Origin of the sequence: Flavobacterium chungangensis (genome assembly GCF_042654045.1) — a bacterium.
Lineage (GTDB): Bacteria > Bacteroidota > Bacteroidia > Flavobacteriales > Flavobacteriaceae > Flavobacterium > Flavobacterium chungangensis.
Genome location: NZ_JBHSFY010000003.1, coordinates 222,281 through 246,209, shown reverse-complemented (window position 1 = coordinate 246,209; position 23,929 = coordinate 222,281). Strand labels below are relative to the sequence as shown.

Genomic DNA, 23,929 nt, shown 5'->3' with positions numbered 1-23,929 from the left:
ATAAGTCTTGTTTTAAAATGGCGTCTTTTTAGCGTTTTCTTTTCTTAAAATCTATTCGAATAAATAAAAAAAGTCCAATAGAAATTGGACTCGTTTGAATTTTTATCGTTTTTAGCTACTGTTTATTGAGAAATATAAGAATTCAAATGGTTGATTGTGTCTTTTTGAATTTCTATAATTGCCTTCACCACATCGCTGATTGAAATTACTCCAACCACTGTTCCATCTTCTAAAACAGGCAGGTGTCTTATTCTTTTTTCGCTCATAAGTTCCATACAATCTTCAAGATTATCTGAAAGTTTAACTGTAAAGACATGGCTTTCCATAATCTCATGAACAAAAGTTTCTTTAGAAGATTTATCTTTCAGTACAATTTTTCGGGCGTAATCCCTCTCCGATAATATTCCTTTTAAAATATTATCGTCCATAACTAAAATTGCTCCAATGTTTTTTTCTCCCATAACTTTTAACGCATCATAAACCGTTAAATTGGAGAAAATAGAATACACATTCCTTCCTTTTGCTTTAAGTATTTGATCTACAGTCATAATGAAAAATTTTTAGGTTTATAAAGTTAAAACAAAAACCAACGCAATCTACAGCGAAATCGATTTTTTAAAACATAACCAATTCATTTTAAACATAATACACAAAAATCGAGATTTTCAAATTTATAGTGTAAAGAATGAATTTGTTTAGAATCGTTTTTTAAGAAAATTTAGATTTTTTAACGTTTACCGACCAGAAACTCCTAGCGGAGTTTTCATTTTTTTTGACCAATCAAATGTCCCTACGGGACATTATAAATATGGATAAACATTCACTACCGACCAGTCACTCCTACCGGAGTGTTTTTTTTACACATTATATATAATTCGAACCTCACTCCGCTAGGAGTGACTGATCGGTAGAAAAAAAATTATCACACCACCTATCCATTATCCCGTAGGGATGATTTATAACCCAAAAAACCCTTTTCTATAATTTAGAAAAGGGTTTTTAAATTTTATGTGAAAATTCTTTTACATCGCAACAATAATAAACTCGCTTCGTCTATTTTGCATGTGCTGTTTTTCTGTACATTTCACTCCGTCTGCACATTTGTTTACTAATTGCGTTTCACCATAACCTTTTGCAGTTAATCGATCTTCGCTGATTCCTTTTTGAATTAACCAGTTTTTTGTCGATTGCGCTCTTTTTTCTGAAAGAATCTGATTGCTTTCTGAAGAAGAACGGCTGTCGGTATGCGAACGAATATCTAGTCTCATGTTTGGATAATCATTTAAAAGATTTACCACTTTCATTAATTGTGGTTCTGATGTCTTTTTAATAGTCGCTTTACCCAAATCAAAGAAGTTCATAGGAAGGTTTAACAATTTTGCAATGTCTACTCCTACACGCATAGAACTCAATTTTACAGGACTAATTGCCACTTTTTTGATCGCTACCGTTTTTGCTGCAAGTGGTTTAAAGACTTTATTTAATGCAATCATTTCTGTAGTTTCTCCTTTTTCTTTAAGGATTGTTACTACAACTTCTTTGGCATTATAATCGTTTTTAGCAGTCCTAATGGTGTATTTTTTACCACATCTTAGATCAGGAAAAATGTAATTTCCTTTTTCGTCTGTGGTGATTGTTCCAACTGGATCAAATTTTTCATTAAACAAAGTCAGAGAAGTATTGGACAATATTTCGTTTGTCTCTGCGTCTGTTACTGTTCCTGATAAGTTTTGTTCGCAGATTAATCTTCTTGTTTCTGTAAATCTGTAAATATCATCCATCCCTAGTCCGTTTTCTCTGTTTGAAGAAAAATAACCGCTTCTGCTTTTGCTGTCAATACTGAAGGCAAAATCGTCTTGTTTACTATTTACAGGTTCTCCAACATTTAAAACGTCATCATAAGTTCCGTTAGCTTTAATACGAGAAGCAAAAATGTCTAATCCTCCTAAACCCGGACGTCCGTCTGTAGCAAAATACAATTCATTTTCTCCAGAAATAAAAGGAAAAGTTTCTCTTCCTTCTGTATTAATAGTTGGGCCTAAGTTTTCGGGTGTACCAAAAGTTCCATCATTATTAATTGCAACTTTATAAATATCAGATTGTCCTAAAGTTCCCGGCATATCTGATGCAAAATAAAGTGTTTTTTCGTCTACGCTTAAAGCGGGATGCGCCGTACTGTATTGATCGCTATTGAACGGAAGTTCTGCAACATTTTTCCATTCGTTATCTATCAATTCTGTTTTGTACAATTTTAATAGCGTTACGTTTTTATCGTTGCTTCTTCTTTTACCATCTGTAAAATTATTTCTAGTAAAATACATCGTTCGTCCATCTTTTGTAAAAATAGGACTTGACTCATTGAAATTATCTTTTTTTCTTTTTACTAAAAGTTCTGGTTTTCCAACGCTTCCGTCTGGAAGTAGATCGGCTGTATATAATCTAGAGAAAGATCTGTTTGTCCATTGAAAATTAGCTTTAACAACTCCGCCTGTGTCGCGTGCAGAAGTAAAAACAATTTTATTATTATAAACAGCACTTCCGTAATCCGAGTATCGAGAATTAACACCAGCATCAGCAATTTGGAATCGGCCTGAGTTTTCTTTTATATCTTCTAAATAATTCTTGTCGCTTCTAATAAGATCTGCCCTCTTTTCTGCAGTTGCTTTTTGATTGAATTTCTGCAAAATCTCATCAGATCTACGATAGTCTCCTCCCGACTTTAATGATTGTGCGTATCGATACAAATATTCAGCTTCTTGGTTTTCGTTTATTATAAACAGTTGTTCATACCATTTTAAGGCTTTCTTTAATTCACCATTAAAATAGTATGAATTTGCTAAACGCTGAATTACACCTTCGTTGGTAGTTTCAGCATTTACTAAAGTCTCGTATACTTTTATGGCATCCGCGTAAGCGTACTCTTCGTATTTTTTATCTGCATATTTTATATTCATCGTAGTAAATGGATTTTGTGCATTTACATTTGAAAAAAAACAAAACAGTAAAATAATCAATATTAAATTTCTAGCTTTCATAGGTTGTATTAAAAGAATCTTGGGGATATCATTTTATTGTAATTATTAAAGAATTCGAATCTTAAGAAAACCTCATGAGATCCAGAATTGTATTTTCTTAATCGTGTCGTTTCATGATCATAACCATAGCCTATGTACATTCCTTTTGTAACTTGAAATCCTGCCATTGCACTAACAGATGCACTCCAACGATAAGCAAGTCCTAAAACGAATTTGTCATTAAACATAAAATTTCCTGAAACATCAACCTGCAAAGGAGCTCCTTCTACCATTTTGGTCATTAAAGCTGGTTTGAATTTTATGTACTCTAAACGATCTAAATTAAATACATAACCTGCTATTAAATAATAATTGATTTTTTCTTTAAAAATAGCCACATCGTCTGAGTCATAACGATTTGTTTCTATAAAATTAGGAACCGATAACCCGACATATGCTCTGTCTGAATGAAAATAAAGTCCTGCTCCAACATTTGGCGAAAATTTATTCTTAAGGTTCTGAAACTGCGGATCATCTTGGTCTTCATAACTCAATTTATTGATATCGATGTTAAAAAGATTAGCTGTTCCTTTTATACCAAAAGACAAATTCCATGTATCGGAAGTTGGAATTGTATAAGACAAATCTGCCGATAAAGTATTCTCTACCGTTGGTCCGATTTTATCATTTACCAAAGAAACTCCAAGTCCTAAATCAGTATTATTCAAAGGTGTATTAACAGAAAATGTACTCGTTTCTGGCGCTCCATCTAACCCGACCCATTGCGTACGATACAAACCAAAAACGCTTAAAGCTCCACGTGAACCCGCATACGCTGGATTGACTTCGATTGTGTTATACATATATTGTGTATACTGCGCATCTTGCTGCGCATTTGACACAATCGAAAAAAACATAAAAACTAAAATTAATTTTTTCATTTATTAAGTTTTAGAACGGCTTAGGGTTAACTAAGCCGTAATCCTTTTTATTTATTAAGGTACAAGTACCCTGATTCTTGATGAGATTTCTGAGCGCTGTCTTTGTATTTTAAGATATAGAAATACGTTCCAACTGGAAGACCATCTGTTTGTTTGATTGTAGAACGTCCGTTAGAATATCCTTCAAAAACTCGATCGTTATTATTGTACTGATCTATACTGAAAACCAAAACTCCCCAACGGTTATAAATTTCAACCGTATTATCTGGATAACATTCAATTCCTCTAATGTAGAATCTTGCATTCTTGCTATCTCCATTTGGAGAGAAAGCATTCATTACTTTAATAGAACATCCATTTAGGTCTAAGACTGTTGGACTATCTCCGCTATTGCTTGCATCGTCTGACTGATCTTCAACTACAACTCCTCTTAGACTGCTTCCTTTAACTGTTGCCTGATTACTCACACTGCCACGATTAATATCTTCTTGAGTGATTTTATAAACCGCTGTAAAATTAGTTTCGTTAGATTCGTTGACACCCAAATTAATTGCTGGTCCAGAAACTACTACTCCTGGCAACGGATCGTTTATTGTGATTCCGACAAGTGGTACATTTCCTGTATTGGTTACAGTAAATTTGTATGTGATTGTTTCTCCTGCATTTGCAAAACCGCTCTTATTTTCGTCATTAAAAACTGCTGTTTTAATCACAGAAATAGCAGGCACTTCTACAAAAACATTTAATGTCGCAGTAGAACAATTTGACGAATTTGCCTTTTCGCAAACCTGATAAGTCAACGGATAATTTCCTCCTGGCGTGTTTGGCTTAACATTTACCGTTCCGTCAGCATTCCATTCAAAATACGGACTTTCTGTTAAAGGCTTAATTATAACATCAGCAGGATTTATTGGCTGTCCGTTTATTAAATCATTTTCTAAAACATTTACAAATTCTAATGAACCATTAATTCCATCTGCACTAACATCATTATCATTATTTAAAGTAATTTGATTTTCTGTTGGCGGAGCTGGGTCTGCAACATTATCAACTGTAATTTTAATTACTGCTTGACTGCAATTTGATGTATTTGCAGCTTCACAGATCTGATAAGTCAATTCGTAAATTCCATCTGGCGTATTTGCAGCAATATTGACTGAACCATTTGCATTTAATGAGAAGTTTGGATTTACTGCAGGTATTGATAAAATAACATCTGAAGGCTTAATTTGCGCTCCATTCAATAAGTCATTTTCAAAAATATTAACCGTAGCATTTGCTCCTTTTTTCACATTTACAGGTCCCGTTTCATCATTATTTGCTTTTATTGAGAATGTTGGACGTGCATTACAATCTGGCGTAGCTGGCGGATAAGCAACAGAAACTGTAACCGTTGGATTTAATGAAAACTCAATTTTCACTCCATTTCTAGTAGCTTCAAATCCGTCGGCACCTTCTGACCATATTCCGTTATTTAAAATCCATCCTGGCCAATCTGTTCCATTTTTGTTGCTGTCAATCTCTGCTCCAGGCCATAAAATATTTCCGCTTAATGGCAGATTGGTTTGAGTTGCCACTACATTATTATTACTATCAATCCATTTTACTGTTAATAGATTATTTGTTGTGAAATTTTCTGGTGAAACCGAATAGTTAACATAAGGAACATTGTTTAAACAATAACTATTTGCAGTTACTGCCATTTTTGGTTCTGTTACTGTAACTTTTACAACATTTGAATCACAGTTATTCGGATTTAATTTCTCGCATATTGTGTATGTCAATTCATATTCTCCCGCAGGTGCATTAGGAGCTAGTACAACATTTCCGTCTGCATCCACCGTTAAATATCCTTTTGGATCTTCTTGCGTTACTTTAAGATCTACCTCTGATGGTACTAATTTATTTCCATCTTTAGTATCATTCTCAAAAACGTTGATTAGTTTCTGTGGAATGTTTACTCCTACTGCTGACGACATAAGATCTTCATTTGCTACAAGATTTCCTCCCGTAACTGGTACAGTTACAATAACTGAATCGCAATTTGTTGGATTCGTGTTTTCGCAGATTTTATATTCTACTTTGTAATCTCCTTTTGGAGTATTTGGCGCAATGCTTATCGTGTAATCTGAATTCAGCGTCAATCCTGATGGAAGCGTTCCGATAATTTCAAACTTAACTTCTCCTGCTGCCGTTCCAACTGTGATTGGACTTCCGTTTAATTTATCGTTTGCAGTCAATGCAATCGTTTTTCCGCCAATGTTTCCATTTATCGAAGCAATCACGTCTTCAACTGCATCAATTACTGGCAATACAACCGTTACCTTCACAGTGTTTGAACTGCAGTTGTCTGGATTTAATTTCTCGCAGATTTCATACGTCATTTCATAATCTCCTGCTGGAGGATTTGCTCCCAAGATAATTTTTCCGTCTGCATCTACAGTCAGATATCCTTTCGGATCTGCCGACGTAGTTTTCAGCGTAACATCTGACGGATCTAATGGCTGCCCATTTTTAGTGTCATTGTCAAATACATTTTTCCCTAATGTCTGAGGAGCATCCGATCCTAAAACTGATGGAATTTCATCTGCATTTGCCACAAGGTTTCCTACTGTTACCGGTACAGTAATAGTAACCGAGTCGCAGTTTAGTGGATTCGTGTTTTCGCAGATTTTATATTCTACTTTGTAATCTCCTTTTGGAGTATTTGGCGCAACACTTATGGTGTAATCTGAATTAAGGGTTAATCCTGATGGAAGCGTTCCGATAATTTCAAACTTAACTTCTCCTGCTGCCGTTCCAACTGTGATTGGATTTCCGTTCAATTTATCGTTTGCAGTTAAGGAAATCGTTTTTCCGCCGATATTTCCGTTTATTGGACTTACCGTATCTTCAACTGCATCAATTACTGGCAATCCTACTGTTATTTTCACAGTATTTGAACTGCAGTTGTCTGGGTTTAATTTTTCGCAGATTTCATACGTCAGCTCATAATCTCCTGCTGGAGGATTTGCTCCCAAGATAATTTTTCCGTCTGCATCTACAGTCAGATATCCTTTCGGATCTGCTGCTGTAGTTTTCAGCGTAACATCTGACGGATCTAATGGCTGCCCATTTTTAGTGTCATTGTCAAATACATTTTTCCCTAATGTCTGAGGAGCATCCGATCCTAAAACTGATGGAATTTCATCTGCATTTGCCACAAGGTTTCCTCCCGTAACTGGTACAGTTATAATAACTGAATCGCAGTTTGTTGGATTCGTGTTTTCGCAGATTTTATATTCTACTTTGTAATCTCCTTTTGGAGTATTTGGCGCAACACTTATGGTGTAATCTGAATTAAGGGTTAATCCTGATGGAAGCGTTCCGATAATTTCAAACTTAACTTCTCCTGCTGCCGTTCCAACTGTGATTGGATTTCCGTTCAATTTATCGTTTGCAGTTAAGGAAATCGTTTTTCCGCCAATGTTTCCATTTATCGAAGCGATCACGTCTTCAACTGCATCAATTACAGGCAATCCTACCGTTACCTTCACAGTGTTTGAACTGCAGTTGTCCAGATTTAATTTCTCGCAGATTTCATACGTTAATTCATAATCTCCTGCCGGAGGATTTGCTCCCAAGATAATTTTTCCGTCTGCATCCAAAGTCAGATATCCTTTCGGATCTGCCGCTGTAGTTTTCAGCGTAACATCTGCTGGGTCTAATGGCTGCGCGTTTTTAGTATCATTGTCAAATACATTTTTCCCTAATGTCTGAGGAACATTCGATCCTAAAACTGATGGGATTTCATCAGCATTTGCCACAAGATTTCCTGCTGTAACTGGTACGGTAATAGTAACCGAGTCGCAGTTTGCAGGAACTGCACCTACTTCACATATTGTATATTCTACTTTATAATCTCCTTTTGGAGTTCCTGAAGCTACTGTAATAGTTCCATTTGTATTTAATGTCAATCCTGATGGCAAAGTGCGTACAATACTTATTGTAACTTCTCCTGAATTAGTCCCAATTACTACTTTATTACCGTTTAATGTATCGTTTCCTGCTAGAGATATTGTTGTTCCACCAATGTTTCCATTAATTGGAGTGATCGTATCTAATACTGCCTCTATTGTATTTGCAACTTTAACTTCAGCAACTGCAGTTTTGCAGTTTGATGGATTCGCACCCTTCTCGCAGATTTCGTATGTAATGCTGTAGCTTCCGCTTGGCGTGTTGGCTGCAAGAGTAACGTCTCCGTCTGCATCAACGCTTAATGGCCCGTCGCTGTCAATTGTAACAACAGTATTTGTGGACGTAACAGATGCGCCGTCTAAAGTGTCATTTGATTTAACATTTCCGACAATTGCCGATGCTGATCCAGAAGTTTTTGTTCCGAAATCATCTTTAACTGCTACTAAACCATTTACAACTTTAACTTCTGCTGTCGCTGTTTTGCAGTTTGAAGGATTCGCATCTTTCTCGCAGATTTCATATGTAATGCTGTAGCTTCCGCTTGGCGTGTTTGCTGCAAGAGTAACGTCTCCGTCTGCATCAACGCTTAGTGGCCCGTCGCTATCAATTGTAACAACCGTGTTTGTAGACGTAACAAATGCGCCGTCTAAAGTGTCGTTCGTTTTAACATTTCCGATAACTGCCGATGCAGATCCTGAAGCTTTTGTTCCGAAATCATCTTTAACGGCAATTAGACCGTTTTCAACTTTAACCTCTGCTGTAGCCGTTTTGCAGTTTGAAGGGTTCGCATTTTTCTCGCAGATTTCGTATGTGATGCTGTAGGTTCCGCTTGGCGTGTTTGCCTCTAGAGTAACATCTCCATTTGCATCAACGCTTAGTGGCCCGTCGCTGTCAATTGTAACAACAGTATTTGTGGACGTAACAGATGCGCCGTCTAAAGTATCATTTGATTTAACATTTCCGACAATTGCCGATGCTGATCCAGAAGTTTTTGTTCCGAAATCATCTTTAACGGCTATTAAATCATTTACAATTTCAACTTCTACTGTAGCTGTCTTGCAATTTCCACTATTAGCAATTTCACAAATTGAATAATCAAAAGTGTAAGTACCTGTTGGAGTATTCGGTTTTACTGAAACAGCACCATTTGCAGTATTGAAAATTAACACTGAAGGTACGGTACCTTTTACTATAACATCAACATCTTCTCTATTTACTTTATTACAATTTAAAACATCATTATCAAAAACATTAGTAATAACTATTCCTCCAGTTACTCCATCTGATGAAGAAACGCTATCATTATTTGCTATAATTTCACCAATTACTTTAACGATTTGCGTGCAAGTCTCTGTATTTCCTCCTGCATCTGTTGCTGTCCATGTCACTGTAGTATTTCCAATTGGGAAACTTGAAGGTGCATCATTCGTCACTGTTACAGTTGCAGAGCAATTATCCGATACTGTCGGAGCACCTAAAGCAACTCCAGTTGCGGTGCATGAATTCGTATCTGTAGAAACTGAAACTGCCAAAGGACAAGTAATTGATGGCTTTTGAGTGTCTTTAACAATTACTTTCTGAGTTGCGGTTTCTACGTTTCCGTTTCCATCGCTAAAACTCCAGTTAATGGTATAAGTTCCCTGAGCGTTATATGTCAATGGATCCGTTGTTGTTCCGGTCACTGTTCCCGCACAGTTGTCTGTGGTTGTCGGAGCAGTTGCTGTTGCAGAACATTCTCCCGTAATATCAGCCAATGTTGGTTTTACAGGTTTTTGAGTGTCTTTAACAATTAATTTCTGAGTCGCCGTTTCTGTATTTCCATTTCCATCGCTAAAACTCCAGTTAATGGTATAAGTTCCCTGAGCATTATATGTCAATGGATCTGTCGTTGTTCCCGTAACTGTTCCTTTGCAATTATCAGTTGTTGTCGGAGCAGTTGCTGTTGCAGAACATTCTCCTGTAATATCAGCCAATGTTGGTTTTACAGGTTTCTGAGTGTCTTTAATGATTACTTTTTGAGTTGCGGTTTCTACGTTTCCGTTTCCATCGCTAAAACTCCAGTTAATCGTATATGTTCCCTGAGCATTATATGTCAATGGATCTGTCGTTATTCCCGTAACTGTTCCTTTGCAATTATCAGTTGTTGTCGGAGCAGTTGCTGTTGCAGAACATTCTCCCGTAATATCTGCCAATGTTGGTTTTACAGGTTTCTGAGTGTCTTTTATAATTACTTTCTGGGTCGCGGTTTCTGTATTTCCATTTCCATCGCTAAAACTCCAGTTAATGGTATATGTTCCCTGAGCACTATATGTCAATGGATCTGTTGTTGTTCCCGTAACTGTTCCTTTGCAATTATCAGTTGTTGTCGGAGCAGTTGCTGTTGCAGAACATTCTCCCGTAATATCTGCTAATGTTGGTTTTACAGGTTTCTGAGTATCCTTAACAATTACTTTTTGAGTTGCTGTTTCCACGTTTCCATTTCCATCGCTAAAACTCCAGTTAATGGTATAAGTTCCCTGAGCATTATATGTCAATGGATCTGTTGTTGTTCCCGTAACTGTTCCTTTGCAATTATCAGTTGTTGTCGGAGCCGTTACTGTCACCGAACATTCTGCTGTAATATCTGCTAAAACAGGTTTTACAGGTTTTTCTGTGTCACTAATTTTTACTGTAGAAGCAGCAGAAGTTGCTTCACATCCAGTTGAAGAATTTCTAATTTTTACTTTATAATCTCCATCAGAATTTACAACTAATGTAGAAGAAGTCTGATTAGAGATTACAGCATTATTTTTATACCAAACGTAAGTTGCTGAAGTTGCATTTGAATTCGCTGTCAAAGTCGTAGTTAAACATGCGGTTAAATTTCCAGATATAGTTGCTGTAGGTAAAGCATTTGTCGTTACTGTATGAGTAGTCGTTACTGGTCCATTACATCCTGCAGCACTTGCTGTGATTGTAGTTACTCCCGACCATCCAGCAACATAAGTTACTGCTCCAGTAGTTGAATTTATAGTATTTCCGCCTGTGCTACTTGCAGAATCTAGACTATATGTAATACCTCCTGTTGAATTTGTTGCTGTTGTAGTTCTTGTTATTGTTTCAACTGCTTGGCAACGAGAAGACGTTGCAGGTGAAAATGATGCAATCGTTACATTTGGTGTTAAGGAAATCTTTCCTTGAATTGTAACTTCTACACAAGGCGCAGTATGACCAACTGTAGTAATGGTATAAGTACCAGCAGCTGTTGGATTTCCGGAAATTGTTACTGTTTTTGCATTAGTATCAACCGTTGCAGATAATCCTGTTGGTAAATTAGATACTGTGGCATTTGTAGCACTTCCTCCAAAAGTATATACTGCATTTGGAACTGATCCTCCAGAGCAAACTGTCGGATTTTGAGTACCACTTGTAAATATAATACTAGAAGCTGTATTTATAACTGCCGCGACAGCAATTCTAGACGTTGAAGTACAACCTGATGCTGTTACTGCTCCTACATAGTAAGTTGTAGTAGCTGTTAAAGTTGGAGTATCAAAAGTGGTTCCTGTTCCTAATACTGTCGCGCTTGTAGGATCAGCATACCAATTAATAGTCGCTCCAGTTGACGCTGTTGCAGTTAATCTCACTGATCCAGAGCCACATATTGAACCTTCTGTTGTCGAATTTATTGTTGGTACTGCATTTATTGTTGCTTTAACTTCAGTTCTTGTTGGTGTAGTACAGCCATTTTCTGTTGCGTCAACGTAATAAGAAGTTGATGTTGATAAACTTGGCGTCGTAAAACTCTCTCCTGTCCCTAACGACGTTCCTCCTGTTGCTGCTGCATACCAATTAATAGTTCCTGCTGATGCTGTAGCTTCTAAAGTTACTTCTCCTGCACCACATCGTGAGTTAGAAGTAATTGTTGCAATGGTTGGTTTTGCATTAACAACAAAATTAACCGCTGCTCTACAATTTGAATTACCTGAACAAGCCGCATAATACGTTTTTGTTGTTGCTGTAGCGGTATTTGCCAATCCAGATCCTGTAACTCCCACTGGATTAAAAGAAGTACCTGTATAAATTGACGAACCTCCTGTAGATGTAGTATACCATTCAATTCCCCCTATAGTATAATTTACAGTAATCTGCATATAATCTACATAGGCAGTAATGTCATTATTTGATGTTCTAGTGATACTTGCAGATAAAGCAATTCCAAAATTTGCATTATTAATATCTGCGGGCGTCCAAGTTGTATTCCATAAATCTGATGATCCACCATAATTTGCCGCAGAAGTAGAACTTATTGGCCAATTAGATCCTGTTATACTTTTATTTTCACCAATAACAGTTCCTGCTTTAATTAGACTAACAACATTATCTTTAACATTCACTGTAGAGCTGGCAGTACTACTATAACGACCAATTGTAACTTGAATTCCAGTAATTGTAGCATTAGAAGGAATATTAAAATCAAAATCTGTTCCTTGAAGAGACCTTGTCACAACAGTGATATTCCCTCCACTGCTAACAGTTGCAGATGCATAGCTTGAATCATTAGAATTCACTCTTGAAGGATTAGACCAAGAAAGTGATGCTGTGCCTACACTATTACCTGCTCTTGCAATTTTTGCTCCTGAGCTATTAGATGTTCCACATGGCGAAGTAGCCGTCAATGAACCAGTTCCATCTTGACAAATAGTCACACCTGTCGTCGTTGGCGCTCCAGCAACTGCATTAATAACAATACCAGTGTTTGCAGCAGAAGTACATCCTTGTGCATTTGTTGTAGTTACCGAATAGGTACCTGGTACCAATCCAGAAAAAATACCAGTTGTACTATTTACTGAAGCAGAAACAGGATTTGTTCCCGTTAATGTATAACTTATTCCAGAACCGTTTGCAGGTGTATTAACCGTTATTGTACCTGTTGGAGCAGTACAAGTTGTTTGCGTTACACTCACTGTTGGAGCTGCAGGCAAAGCTAAAATTGAGATATCGTCAACGACAGTGCCTGTTCCATTAAAATTTATACCTGGAACATTTGATTGGCCTGTACCTTCGTACGTTTTATTCGCAGTACCATAAGCATTTGTAAATGCCGTTATTCTTCTAGTAGAATTGGCTGTTGTACGTGTTGGGTCAAGATATAATGCTTGCGCATTTGCACTATAAGTTCCTGCTGCTATCGAAGCTGCTACTTTTCCAACTAAAGTGATGGTAACAATACCATTTTGTGCAATGTTAAATCCTCCAAAAACAGGATTATTAGCCGTAGCTGTAGCCGAATTAGCTAGAGTTCCTGCTGGTCCTGAAGCTCCGGTAGAGTAAGTTGCTGTAGCGGAATCAAATTCGATACCTGTTGGAAAACTAAAATCCAACATCACGCCAGCAGCATTTCCTGCTCCCGTATTTTTTATTTCGATTTCATAAGAAACTTTTTCATCAATAGCATTACAAATTGCAGTAGTAGATAATGTTTTGGCTTTTGTCTCAAGAACTGGGAAACAATTCGCATTAACTTGTAGGTTTGCAGGTACGTCTGCAACTGTAAAAGTTGATACATAACCATCTGTTCCAGCAATAGCTCCATGATTAATTCCGTTTCCTGCATTAGATTTACCAGCTGCTCCACCTGTTACATTTGTTGTAATGGTTACTGAACTTGAAACATTATGACAGATTATTCCACCACCACCACCACCACCTGGTCCGTGCTCGTTATTATTATCGTTTTCAGTGTTTCCACCTACTCCTCCTTTAGCTTGAATTTGAATGGTAGCAGTACTATTGTTAGAAACATTCAGCAAAACTGTTCCACCTGCTCCTCCACCTCCAGCACCATCAGGTGAGTTAGCGTAGGTTCCAGGTGCTCCTTTTCCTCCATTTGCATAAATAGTACCATTCCCTAAAACATTCCCTGCGTTTATAAGAATAATTGCTCCTCCAACACCACCTTTTACACCAGAAGAAGCATCATTTGCATCACCTGCGCCTCCTCCACCGCCCATAATAAGCCTTGGAAATTTTTCAATCACAGTATACGATTTTGATCCTGGTCTTCCTGCTCCTGTAAGGTTATTGGAGAATAAATCTCCTCCTCCACCTTGCCATCCAGCGCCACCAAGTCCACCAAATCCACCATTTCCACCGCCTCCACCGCCGGTATTATGGTCGTTACCACCACCTCCTGCATTCGCTGGAGCTCCTCTTCCTGAAGAACCTCCTGGCATTCCTTCGACTGTATTTGCTACCTGATTAAAACCATCCCACATATACTTAGGTGTACCTGCTATTCCTTCTCCTTTTCCTGAAATTTTGCTATTTGATGAATCACCAACATAAGTTTTTGAGTCATTAGCATCCGAACCTGCTTTTGGGCTATATCCTCCTCTAAAACCTCTTGCACTTCCATCAATACTAAAACCGTTAAAGTTGAAAGTTCCGGAAACATTAAATGCAATAATACCACCTGCAACACCATTAAAAGGGGGAGTAGTAATATTGGCTGTAAGAGTTAAATTAGAATATTGAGGTACTCTAACGACTTGAAATGTTTTCTTTCCTCTTGAAGTAGTTGGATCTGCATTATAAAAACTATTCAAGACACCATTATTAGCACCTGTACCTTTAAACGTTAAATTTCCTCCTGTCAAGGGTACATTATTTGTTGCAATTACATACTCAAAAACCCCGGTATTACCGAGAGCTGTAAATCCTGTTCCTCCTAGATTATCTGGACCGCTGTTCGTCGTACCAGAACCATAACTACTTGTATTTGTATAATTTATTGAAGCATCTTGCATTTGAATAATTAAAATCAAATCTCCAGCAGAGATTGGAGTTGTGCCAAAATTATTCGAGTATTGATCCGTTGCTGGCACACCTGCTAGATATATAGATTGTGCTCCTGCATTCAGTGTAACATTTCCTGTGATTGGATAATATGTATTCACTGAACTTGACACCGCAACAGGTCCGTCAACTCCAGGGGTACCACATACTTGTGAGTATGAGAATATTGGTAATGTAATAAATAAAATAAGAAAAATTAGCCTGTAAAATCCAGACTTACAAAAAGTAGAGTTACGCATAGACAACTTGAGTTTGTGGAACAGAAATTTCGTATGCTAAAAAACAGATGATTGTTTTTAGCATATTGATGAGATACGTGAAAAAATATAAAATGGATTTAAAAAAACTTAGAACAGCTTTTTCAAGACATACATATAAAAAAGACATTATGCAGACCATTGTCATATAGTAATTTAAAGACTACAAAAGTCTCACTGGTTTTAAATTAAGTAGATTTGGAAAGTGCGAAAGTATATCTAGGAATGAAATGAATCCTTATTATTTCGACAAAGTGCACATAAAGTCGTTAAACAACATTTTTTAACAATTGTTTACCTATTGAAAATCTAATTTCTGTAAATATTTGATAATAAAACAGCTGAATTTTCTTAAAAATTTAAAGAGATGTTCAATTCCTACAGAATTTATTGATAAATAAGTAAAAAAACGTAGGAAAAAAAATAGCGCAAAGGAGAAAGATCCTTTTAAAATAAAAAACTGATAATCAAAAAGATAAAATAACAACACACATTTGGTTGTTACTGTAAAAATTTAATATTACGTTTTAAACCATCAAATTTGGTTCTTTTAATAGGAGAGTTTTTAAAAACTAGCTTAAAGGTTTCTTCTGTAATCTCTATCCAGTCTTTTTTAGCAAAAGAAAGCAGCTCTGGATTAGGATTAAATAAAGGTTCTGAGTGGGGTTTAGAAAATCGGTTCCATGGACAAACATCTTGGCAGGTATCACAGCCAAACATCCATTCATCGAATTTCCCTTTCATTTCTTCAGGAAGATTTTCTTTTAATTCGATGGTATAATAAGAAATGCATTTGCTACCATCAACAATATATGGTGCTACAATTGCTTGTGTAGGGCAAGCATCAATGCAAGCCGTACAAGATCCACAGTGGTCTGTAACTGCATAATCGTATTCTAATTCTAAATCAATAATAAGTTCAGCAATGAAGTAAAAAGAGCCAACCTTTTGAGTAATAAGGTTACTGTTTTTTCCAATCCAACCTAAACCGCTCTTTGCCGCCCAAGCCTTATCTAAAACAGGCGCCGAATCGACAAAAGCACGTCCTGATACCTCTCCAATATTTTCTTGGATTGAATGCAAAAACTCCTTTAACTTATCCTTAATTACAAAATGATAATCTTGACCGTAAGCATATTTAGAAATCTTAAAACTCTCATCGTTTTGCTTAGAATCTGGGAAATAATTAAGCAAAAGCGATACGACACTTTTACCATCATCAACCAACAAAGTTGGATCGAGACGCTTATCAAAATGGTTTTCCATATAGGCCATTTGACCATTGCGATTGTTCTTCAACCAATTTTCAAGTCGAGGAGCTTCTTGTTCTAAAAAACCAGCTTTCGATATTCCGCAAGAAATAAACCCAAGTCTTTTGGCTTCTTCTTTTATAAATTTTGAATATGTTTCTTTTGAATTGATACTCATCGTTTAGAAAATGAAACTTCAACGTTAATAGGTTTCAAAGTAATTAATGGGTTAAAATGAACAGTATCATTATCAGATTTAATAATATACTTTTTAACAATCTGAGATATCGTTAAACACATTTCATAAATGGCAAATCCAGTTCCGATACACATTCTAGGACCAGCTCCAAAAGGATAAAAATATTGCATTGATTCCTTTTTTTGTTCTCCAAGAAATCGCTCTGGAATGAATTCATCAGGATTATTCCAATATTTTGGATTACGATGCAATTCGTAAAAAGAAACTCCAATCAAAGTGTCTTTTTTAATTTTAAATTCAACCAAAGCATCATCCTCAAGATTTTGTCTGTCAGTAATCCAAGCTGGCGGATATAAACGCATAGACTCGTTCAAAACGGCATTCGTATAGACCATTTTTTGAAGCTGTTCGATACTATTGCTCGTTTGCGATTCAACCTCAATGATTTCCTCAAAAACCTTTTGTTGAACTTCGGGATTTCTTCCTAAAAGATAAAGTGTAAAAGTTAATGCGTTTGCCGTAGTTTCATGCCCTGCGATAAAGAGAACTTTAATTTCATCAATCAATTGTTCAATAGACATGCTTTCGCCCGTATCTTCATATCTGGTTTCTAGAAGCATGTTCAATAAATCATTAATTTGTTCATTCGAAGCTTTTCTTTCTTCGATGATTTCCTTAATAATAGCATTATTTTCTTCCGCTAACTTAAGATGTTTCTTGACCTGTCCACTCAATGAAAACCACCAAGCTTTATGCGGAAGTCTAATTTCCTTAATCAAGAAGTTTTGCACTTCTTCTATTATAAATTTAATGCGATGAAATTTATCCTCAGCATTTGAAAGCTGGAATAAAGATTTTGCGACAACATTAAACGCAAGATTACTCATAACCGGAAAAAGATCTATTGGCCTTTCTTCAACTAAATTATTTACTTCTGAAGCAATAGTCGCATTCATATTATCAACCAGCTGATTCATTTTTTGTTTATGGAATGCCGGTTGAATAAGTCGCCTCTGTTTTAACCAAAAGTCACCATCACTGGTTAAAAGTCCCTTTCCTAAATATTTGGAAAGATAAACCGATTGAAATTTAGATTTGTTATAATTCTTTTGGTTCTTAACTAAAATATGCTGTGCAATATCATTATCACGCGACAAGATTATGTACTTAGAAAAACCAATTCGTATAGAAAAAGAATCTCCGAATTTCTCAAAATATCTTTTATGAAAGGGAATCGGATTTCTACGAACACCTTCAGCATCCTTGAAAAATCTAAATAAAGATAGTTTCTGAGGATAATTATATTTAAACTTGTCGGACATACAATTAAAATAAACCTCCCTGTATATTTGTGTTTATTTTTCCAAGATGTTTATACGCTTTATCTGTAACTTCTCTACCTCGAGGCGTTCGCATGATAAACCCTTCTTGAATTAAGAAAGGCTCATAAACTTCTTCTATAGTTTCACTGCTTTCACTTACAGCTGTAGCTAAAGTCGAAAGTCCTACCGGGCCACCTTTAAATTTATTAATAATAGTTAATAAAATTTTATTATCCATTTCATCTAGACCATGAGCATCTACATTTAGGGCTTTTAAAGCATATCTTGAAATTTCGATATCAATTCTTCCATTTCCTTTAATTTGAGCAAAATCACGAACACGTCTTAATAATGCATTTGCAATACGAGGAGTTCCACGACTTCTTCCTGCAATTTCAATTGCAGCTTCTAGATCAATAGGCATTTTTAGAATAGAGGCACTTCTTTCAACAATTGTTGTCAAAAGTTCTGTAGTATAATATTGTAAACGCGAAGATATTCCAAAACGCGCACGCATTGGAGCCGTTAGTAATCCAGATCTCGTTGTTGCTCCGATTAAAGTAAAGGGATTCAGATTGATTTGCACTGTTCTCGCATTCGGGCCAGATTCAATCATAATATCAATCTTGAAATCTTCCATTGCAGAATACAGATATTCTTCAACAACAGGACTTAATCGATGAATTTCATCAATGAACAAAACATCTCTTTCGTCTAAATTAGTTAGCAAACCAGCCAAATCACCAGGCTTGTCCAAAACTGGTCCTGAAGTAATTTTGATGCCAACTTGCAGTTCGTTAGCCAATATATTAGCCAAAGTCGTTTTCCCTAAACCAGGAGGTCCATGAAAAAGTGCATGATCGAGTGCTTCACCACGCTGATTAGCGGCGGCAACAAACACTTTTAAATTTTCCAAAACTTGATCTTGTCCAGCAAAATCATCAAATGACAGCGGACGCAATCTTTTTTCGAGATCTAACTCTTCTGAGTTATATCCTTTAGTAGTAGGATCTAGATTTTCATTCATCCTACAAAGATATATAAACTAATCAGTTTGTAAAATAGCAAGACTGAACGATTAAAACTTTAACTAAACAAAAAAGGCTATCATTTCTGATAGCCTTTGATTATTTTTAGTGGTGTAAAACTTCTTCACCTTCTTTCATTGGTACATTTTGAGGAACAAAATCTACATCATGATTAGGGTTACTGTAGTCATATGGCCAACGATATACGTGAGGAATTTCTCCTGGCCAGTTTCCGTGGATATGTTCAACTGGAGTAGTCCACTCTAAAGTTGTAGATTTCCATGGGTTCTGAACTGCTTTCTTACCGTAGAAAATACTGCTAAAGAAGTTGTATAAGAATACTAACTGGAATGCACCTCCTACAAGAGCAAATGTTGTAATTAAAACATTCACATTTTGTAAATCATCAAATAATGGGAAGTTAGTATTTGTATAGTAACGTCTTGGTAAACCAGCTAATCCGATAAAGTGCATTGGGAAGAAAACTCCGTAAGCACAAACTGCAGTAATCCAGAAGTGAATATAACCTAAGTTTTTATTTAACATTCTTCCGTACATTTTAGGGAACCAGTGGTAAATACCAGCAAACATTCCGTAAAGTGCAGAGATACCCATTACTAAGTGAAAGTGAGCAATTACGAAGTAAGTATCGTGAACGTTAATATCTAAAGTACTATCTCCTAAAATGATTCCTGTTAAACCTCCAGTGATGAAAGTAGAAACCATTCCGATAGAGAACAACATTGCAGGGTTAAATTGTAAGTTACCTTTCCATAAAGTTGTAATCCAGTTAAATGCTTTTACAGCAGAAGGAATTGCAATCAATAAAGTAGTAAAAGTAAATACAGATCCTAAGAAAGGATTCATACCTGAAATAAACATGTGGTGACCCCAAACAATAGTAGATAAGAATGCAATTGCAAGAACTGACATAATCATCGCTCTGTATCCGAAGATTGGTTTACGAGAGTTCGTAGCCATAATTTCAGAAACAAGACCCATCGCTGGTAAAATTACGATGTAAACCTCAGGGTGACCTAAGAACCAGAATAAGTGCTCAAACAATACTGGAGAACCTCCTTGGTAATGTAAAACCTCTCCTGCAATATAGATATCAGATAAGAAGAATGAAGTACCAAAACTTCTATCGAAAATCAATAATAAAGCAGCTGACAATAATACTGGGAATGAAATAACACCAATAATAGCTGTTACGAAAAATGTCCAGATTGTAAGAGGAAGTCTAGTCATAGACATTCCTTTAGTTCTTAAGTTAAGTACAGTAACAATGTAATTTAAAGATCCCATCAAAGAAGATGCGATGAAAATAGCCATAGATACTAACCATAATGTCATTCCTGTTCCTGATCCTGGAATTGCTTGTGGCAATGCACTCAAAGGTGGATAGATTGTCCATCCTGCAGATGCTGGACCAGCTTCAACGAATAAAGAACATAACATTATAACAGCTGATAAGAAAAACAACCAGTATGAAATCATATTCATAAATCCAGATGCCATATCTCTTGCTCCAATCTGAAGCGGAATAAGTAAATTACTAAAAGTTCCACTTAAACCAGCCGTCAGTACAAAGAATACCATAATGGTACCGTGAATTGTTACTAAAGCTAAATAAATATCATTTGCCATTACACCATCAGGTGCAAATTTATCTCCTAATAAAACATTAAATATCTTAAAAGACTCCTCTGGCCACGCCAATTGCATTCTAAAAAGCAAGGACATTGCAATACCAATGATTCCCATAATAATACCAGTAATCAAGTATTGTTTAGCAATCATTTTGTGATCAATACTAAAAATATATTTAGTAATGAACGTGTCTTTATGATGATGTTCGTGCTCGTGATCGTGTCCGTGATCGTGATCGTGCGCTTCTGCTGACATATATGTGTACTTTAAATTTTCTAAATAATATTATTTCAATGCAACTTTAGCTACAGCTGCTTTAACAGTATCAACAACAGCTTTAACAGTGTCAATTACTTTTGCAGTAGAATCTGCAGTTGGAGCAGTTCCTTCAGCTGGTTTTTCAGCCGCTTTTGCAGCAGCAATATCCTGAGCCAAAGTAGTTTTTTCACTTAACCATTTTTTATAGTCTTCTGGAGAATCTACAACAACTTTCATTTGCATATTATAGTGAGATGCTCCACAAATTTTATTACACAATAATAGGTAATCAAATGTATAAGGATCTAAAGCTGTACCACCTTTTGCAACTAACTCAATGCTTTTTTCAGCTCTAAGTTTGTTAATGTTGGCAACTTTTTCAACCATAAATGGTAATTCTCTATATTCCGAAGTAGTATATGTTGGAACGAAAGCAAATTCAGTTACCATACCTGGAACACAGTTCATTTGTGCTCTAAAGTGAGGAAAGTAAGCAGAGTGCAATACATCCTGAGAACGCATTTTAAAGTGAACTTTTTTACCTTTAGGAATGTGCAATTCTGAAACTACGATATCATCTTGAGCATTTGGATCTGACATATCAACTCCTAATGTATTTATTCCTTCTATTAAACGCACGTTAGCTTTACCTAAAACGTTATCTTGTCCAGCGTATCTTGCAGTCCATTTAAATTGTTGAGCATATAATTCGATTTCGATTACATCTTCATCTTTATCAACGAACATAATATTATTCCAAGCGTACAATCCGTAAAGAATTAAACAAGCTAAAACTACAGATGGAATAATACTCCAGATTGCTTCTAATTTATTACTATCAGCAAAAAATAATGCTTTTTTATCTTTATGTCCTCTATTTTTAAAAGAAAACCAGTATAGTAAACCTTGTGTAATAAATTGAACTAAAAAAATTAAAACCCAAGTAATATTCATTAAATTATCCACTAAAAGTCCATGCTCTGAAGCAGGAGTGTGAAGTGCTAAACCTCCCCATTTTAGTAAACCGTAAATCGTAAATATGTATATGAATGCCAAGAAGCCAAACATAACATACCCTTGAATATTATTATCATTATCTGATGCAACTTGAGAATCGTCCGAAGAAGCTCCTACCTGAGTAAGATCAAATATCTTCGTCAATTGCCATAATGCAACTGCTAATAAAACTAAAACTATAATTACCAACAAACTTGTCATCTGTTTACTTCTTTAAATATTAATAATGAAAATGTTTACTTTCTTCGATGAAAGGATTTCTTTTTGCAAGCAAAGGAGATTTAGTTAATGCAGTAAATACAACAAATATAAATAAACCTAAGAAGAAAAGAATCGATGCAATTTCAGGAACTCCAATAAACCATTTGTCTCCTACTGTACCAGGCATGATCATATTAAAGAAATCAACATAATGACCTAATAATATCACAACACCAGCCATAACAATAACCCAGTTAAGACGTTTAAAGTCAGTATTGATTAATATTAATAATGGGAAAACAAAGTTCATAACAACCGCTCCAAAGAAAGGAAGGTTATATAACTGAATTCTTGTTACAAAATAAGTTACCTCTTCTGGAATGTTAGCGTACCAAATCAACATGAATTGAGAGAACCATAAATAAGTCCAGAATACACTAATACCAAACATGAACTTAGCTAAATCATGGATATGACTTGTATTTACATACTCCAAATATCCTTTAGATTTTAAATAGATAGTTACTAATGCAATAGCTGTAATACCACTTACAAAGAAAGAAGCAAATACATACCATCCAAATAAAGTACTAAACCAGTGTGGATCAAAAGACATAATCCAGTCCCAAGACATAATAGACTCAGATACAATAAAGAATACTAAGAATCCAGCAGATGCTTTAAAATTCTTTTTGTAGTAAAGATCATCATTTGCTTCATCTTGTGCCAAACAGTTTTTTCTAGAAATATGACGGTAGATATTCCATCCTAATAAAAAGATAAAAGCTCTTGCAATCCAGAAAGGAAAGTTTAAATAACCTGATTTTCCAGCGATGATAGCATCGTAATTTGGGCTTTTAGGATCAGTTACTCCTTCTCCTAACCATACGAAGATATGATTAAAATGTAATCCACATAATACTAAAAGTATAAAGAAGATTATAGAACCAGCTGGCAAATAAGCTGTTATACCTTGCATAACTCTAAACAAAACTGGAGACCAACCTGCTTGAGCAACTTGTTGAATTGCATAGAAAGCTAAAACCCCCATTGAAAGAAGTAAAAAGAAAATACAAGCCACATATACAGCAGACCAAGGCTTATTTTGCAATTGGTGCAATACGTGCTCTAAATGTTTTTCGTGCTCATTTGCACCAGAAACTTCTGCATGCTCAGCTCCTTTGTGAGAGTCATGTGCAACTTCAGCAGCCTCATGATGACCTGCTTCTTTGTGAGATGCCTCCGCTTTTTCTTCATGCGCAGCGCCATGAGAACCATGTTCATCTGCAGCAAGTATTTTTTCAACTTCTTGAATATCTTTTGGTGCACTTAAAAAACCATACCCAATTCCTAATAGACCAACAGCCATTAAGATGATAGAAAAAGTTTTTAATTTACTTGAAAATGTATACATATCTATTACGATCAGTTTGTTCAACAATTATAATTGGCTTTTTAGTTTCAGAACATAGTCAGCAACTAACCAACGTTCGTGAGCACTTAATTGATTTGCATGTGAACCCATTGCATTTAAACCATAAGTCTCAACATGAAAGATACTTCCTTCAGTGATCTCTCTGTCTTTATAGCTAGGTACTCCAAGAAATTTCTCTCTTTCAACCAATTTACCTTTACCGTTACCAGTTGCACCATGGCAGCTGATACAATAAATATCAAAAAGCTCTTTACCTTTTCCAGAGTTTTTCTCTTCTTCTGTCAAAGGTGATTTTAAATTAGCTTTTGCTAATTCATAACCAGCAGTTGAGTTTTCATATTCATAAGGTTCAAAACCTCTATTGATAGTTCCTTCAACAGGAAGCTGTCCTTCTTTTCCTCCCTTAAATATTTTTGCTTCTGAATATGGCTCGTAAGCAACAGATTCATACATATTAGGGAAATACTGATAGTTCGGTGCCGAATTATTGTGGCAAGATGAAACTAAAATAGTTATACCAACTAAAAGTGTTATTTTATATATCCTTTTCATAGCTACAA

General features: G+C 35.8%; 11 protein-coding genes. All 11 read right to left on the bottom strand.

Going from position 1 to position 23,929, the window contains the following annotated elements:
• Positions 1-122: 122 nt before the first annotated feature.
• A complete protein-coding gene (locus ACFO3N_RS06160; protein ID WP_177210944.1) occupies positions 123-548 on the bottom strand; it encodes a CBS domain-containing protein in 426 nt (141 codons plus the stop codon).
• Positions 549-1,022: 474 nt separating this feature from the next.
• Positions 1,023-3,035, bottom strand: a complete 2,013-nt coding sequence (locus tag ACFO3N_RS06155; RefSeq protein ID WP_379796087.1) for an OmpA family protein — start codon at positions 3,033-3,035, stop codon at positions 1,023-1,025.
• A gap of 8 nt (positions 3,036-3,043) precedes the next feature.
• The gene (locus ACFO3N_RS06150) at positions 3,044-3,955 is read right to left on the bottom strand and encodes a PorP/SprF family type IX secretion system membrane protein (protein ID WP_379796085.1); all 912 of its coding nucleotides are present in this window, start codon (positions 3,953-3,955) and stop codon (positions 3,044-3,046) included.
• Between the two features lie 47 nt (positions 3,956-4,002).
• Positions 4,003-14,850, bottom strand: a complete 10,848-nt coding sequence (locus tag ACFO3N_RS06145) for an Ig-like domain-containing protein (protein WP_379796083.1) — start codon at positions 14,848-14,850, stop codon at positions 4,003-4,005.
• 657 nt (positions 14,851-15,507) lie between these two features.
• Positions 15,508-16,434: a tRNA epoxyqueuosine(34) reductase QueG gene (gene queG, locus ACFO3N_RS06140; protein ID WP_250834135.1), complete on the bottom strand. Its 927-nt coding sequence runs from the start codon at positions 16,432-16,434 to the stop codon at positions 15,508-15,510.
• Positions 16,431-17,777 (bottom strand): cytochrome P450, encoded by a 1,347-nt coding sequence (locus ACFO3N_RS06135; protein ID WP_379796080.1) that lies wholly within the window; start codon positions 17,775-17,777, stop codon positions 16,431-16,433. Before ACFO3N_RS06135 ends, queG begins: the two co-directional genes overlap by 4 nt.
• Before the next feature lie 4 nt (positions 17,778-17,781).
• The gene (ruvB, locus tag ACFO3N_RS06130) at positions 17,782-18,804 is read right to left on the bottom strand and encodes a Holliday junction branch migration DNA helicase RuvB (protein ID WP_095927926.1); all 1,023 of its coding nucleotides are present in this window, start codon (positions 18,802-18,804) and stop codon (positions 17,782-17,784) included.
• Positions 18,805-18,910: 106 nt separating this feature from the next.
• Positions 18,911-20,713 (bottom strand): cytochrome c oxidase subunit I, encoded by a 1,803-nt coding sequence (locus ACFO3N_RS06125; protein WP_379796077.1) that lies wholly within the window; start codon positions 20,711-20,713, stop codon positions 18,911-18,913.
• Between the two features lie 30 nt (positions 20,714-20,743).
• Positions 20,744-21,934, bottom strand: a complete 1,191-nt coding sequence (locus ACFO3N_RS06120; protein WP_095927928.1) for a cytochrome c oxidase subunit II — start codon at positions 21,932-21,934, stop codon at positions 20,744-20,746.
• 19 nt (positions 21,935-21,953) lie between these two features.
• Positions 21,954-23,348, bottom strand: coding sequence for a quinol:cytochrome C oxidoreductase (locus tag ACFO3N_RS06115; RefSeq protein WP_095928198.1), 1,395 nt, complete (start codon positions 23,346-23,348; stop codon positions 21,954-21,956).
• 27 nt (positions 23,349-23,375) lie between these two features.
• Positions 23,376-23,921 (bottom strand): c-type cytochrome, encoded by a 546-nt coding sequence (locus ACFO3N_RS06110; RefSeq protein ID WP_248729362.1) that lies wholly within the window; start codon positions 23,919-23,921, stop codon positions 23,376-23,378.
• Positions 23,922-23,929 lie beyond the last annotated feature (8 nt).

Excerpts from the sequence above, each read along its gene's own strand:
- ACFO3N_RS06120 (WP_095927928.1), bottom strand. The coding sequence starts at position 21,934 with ATGACAAGTTTGTTGGTAATTATAGTTTTAGTTTTATTAGCAGTTGCA.
- queG (WP_250834135.1), bottom strand. The coding sequence starts at position 16,434 with ATGAGTATCAATTCAAAAGAAACATATTCAAAATTTATAAAAGAAGAA.
- ruvB (WP_095927926.1), bottom strand. The coding sequence starts at position 18,804 with ATGAATGAAAATCTAGATCCTACTACTAAAGGATATAACTCAGAAGAG.
- ACFO3N_RS06135 (WP_379796080.1), bottom strand. The coding sequence starts at position 17,777 with ATGTCCGACAAGTTTAAATATAATTATCCTCAGAAACTATCTTTATTT.
- ACFO3N_RS06150 (WP_379796085.1), bottom strand. The coding sequence starts at position 3,955 with ATGAAAAAATTAATTTTAGTTTTTATGTTTTTTTCGATTGTGTCAAAT.
- ACFO3N_RS06160 (WP_177210944.1), bottom strand. The coding sequence starts at position 548 with ATGACTGTAGATCAAATACTTAAAGCAAAAGGAAGGAATGTGTATTCT.
- ACFO3N_RS06115 (WP_095928198.1), bottom strand. The coding sequence starts at position 23,348 with ATGTATACATTTTCAAGTAAATTAAAAACTTTTTCTATCATCTTAATG.
- ACFO3N_RS06125 (WP_379796077.1), bottom strand. The coding sequence starts at position 20,713 with ATGTCAGCAGAAGCGCACGATCACGATCACGGACACGATCACGAGCAC.
- ACFO3N_RS06155 (WP_379796087.1), bottom strand. The coding sequence starts at position 3,035 with ATGAAAGCTAGAAATTTAATATTGATTATTTTACTGTTTTGTTTTTTT.
- ACFO3N_RS06110 (WP_248729362.1), bottom strand. The coding sequence starts at position 23,921 with ATGAAAAGGATATATAAAATAACACTTTTAGTTGGTATAACTATTTTA.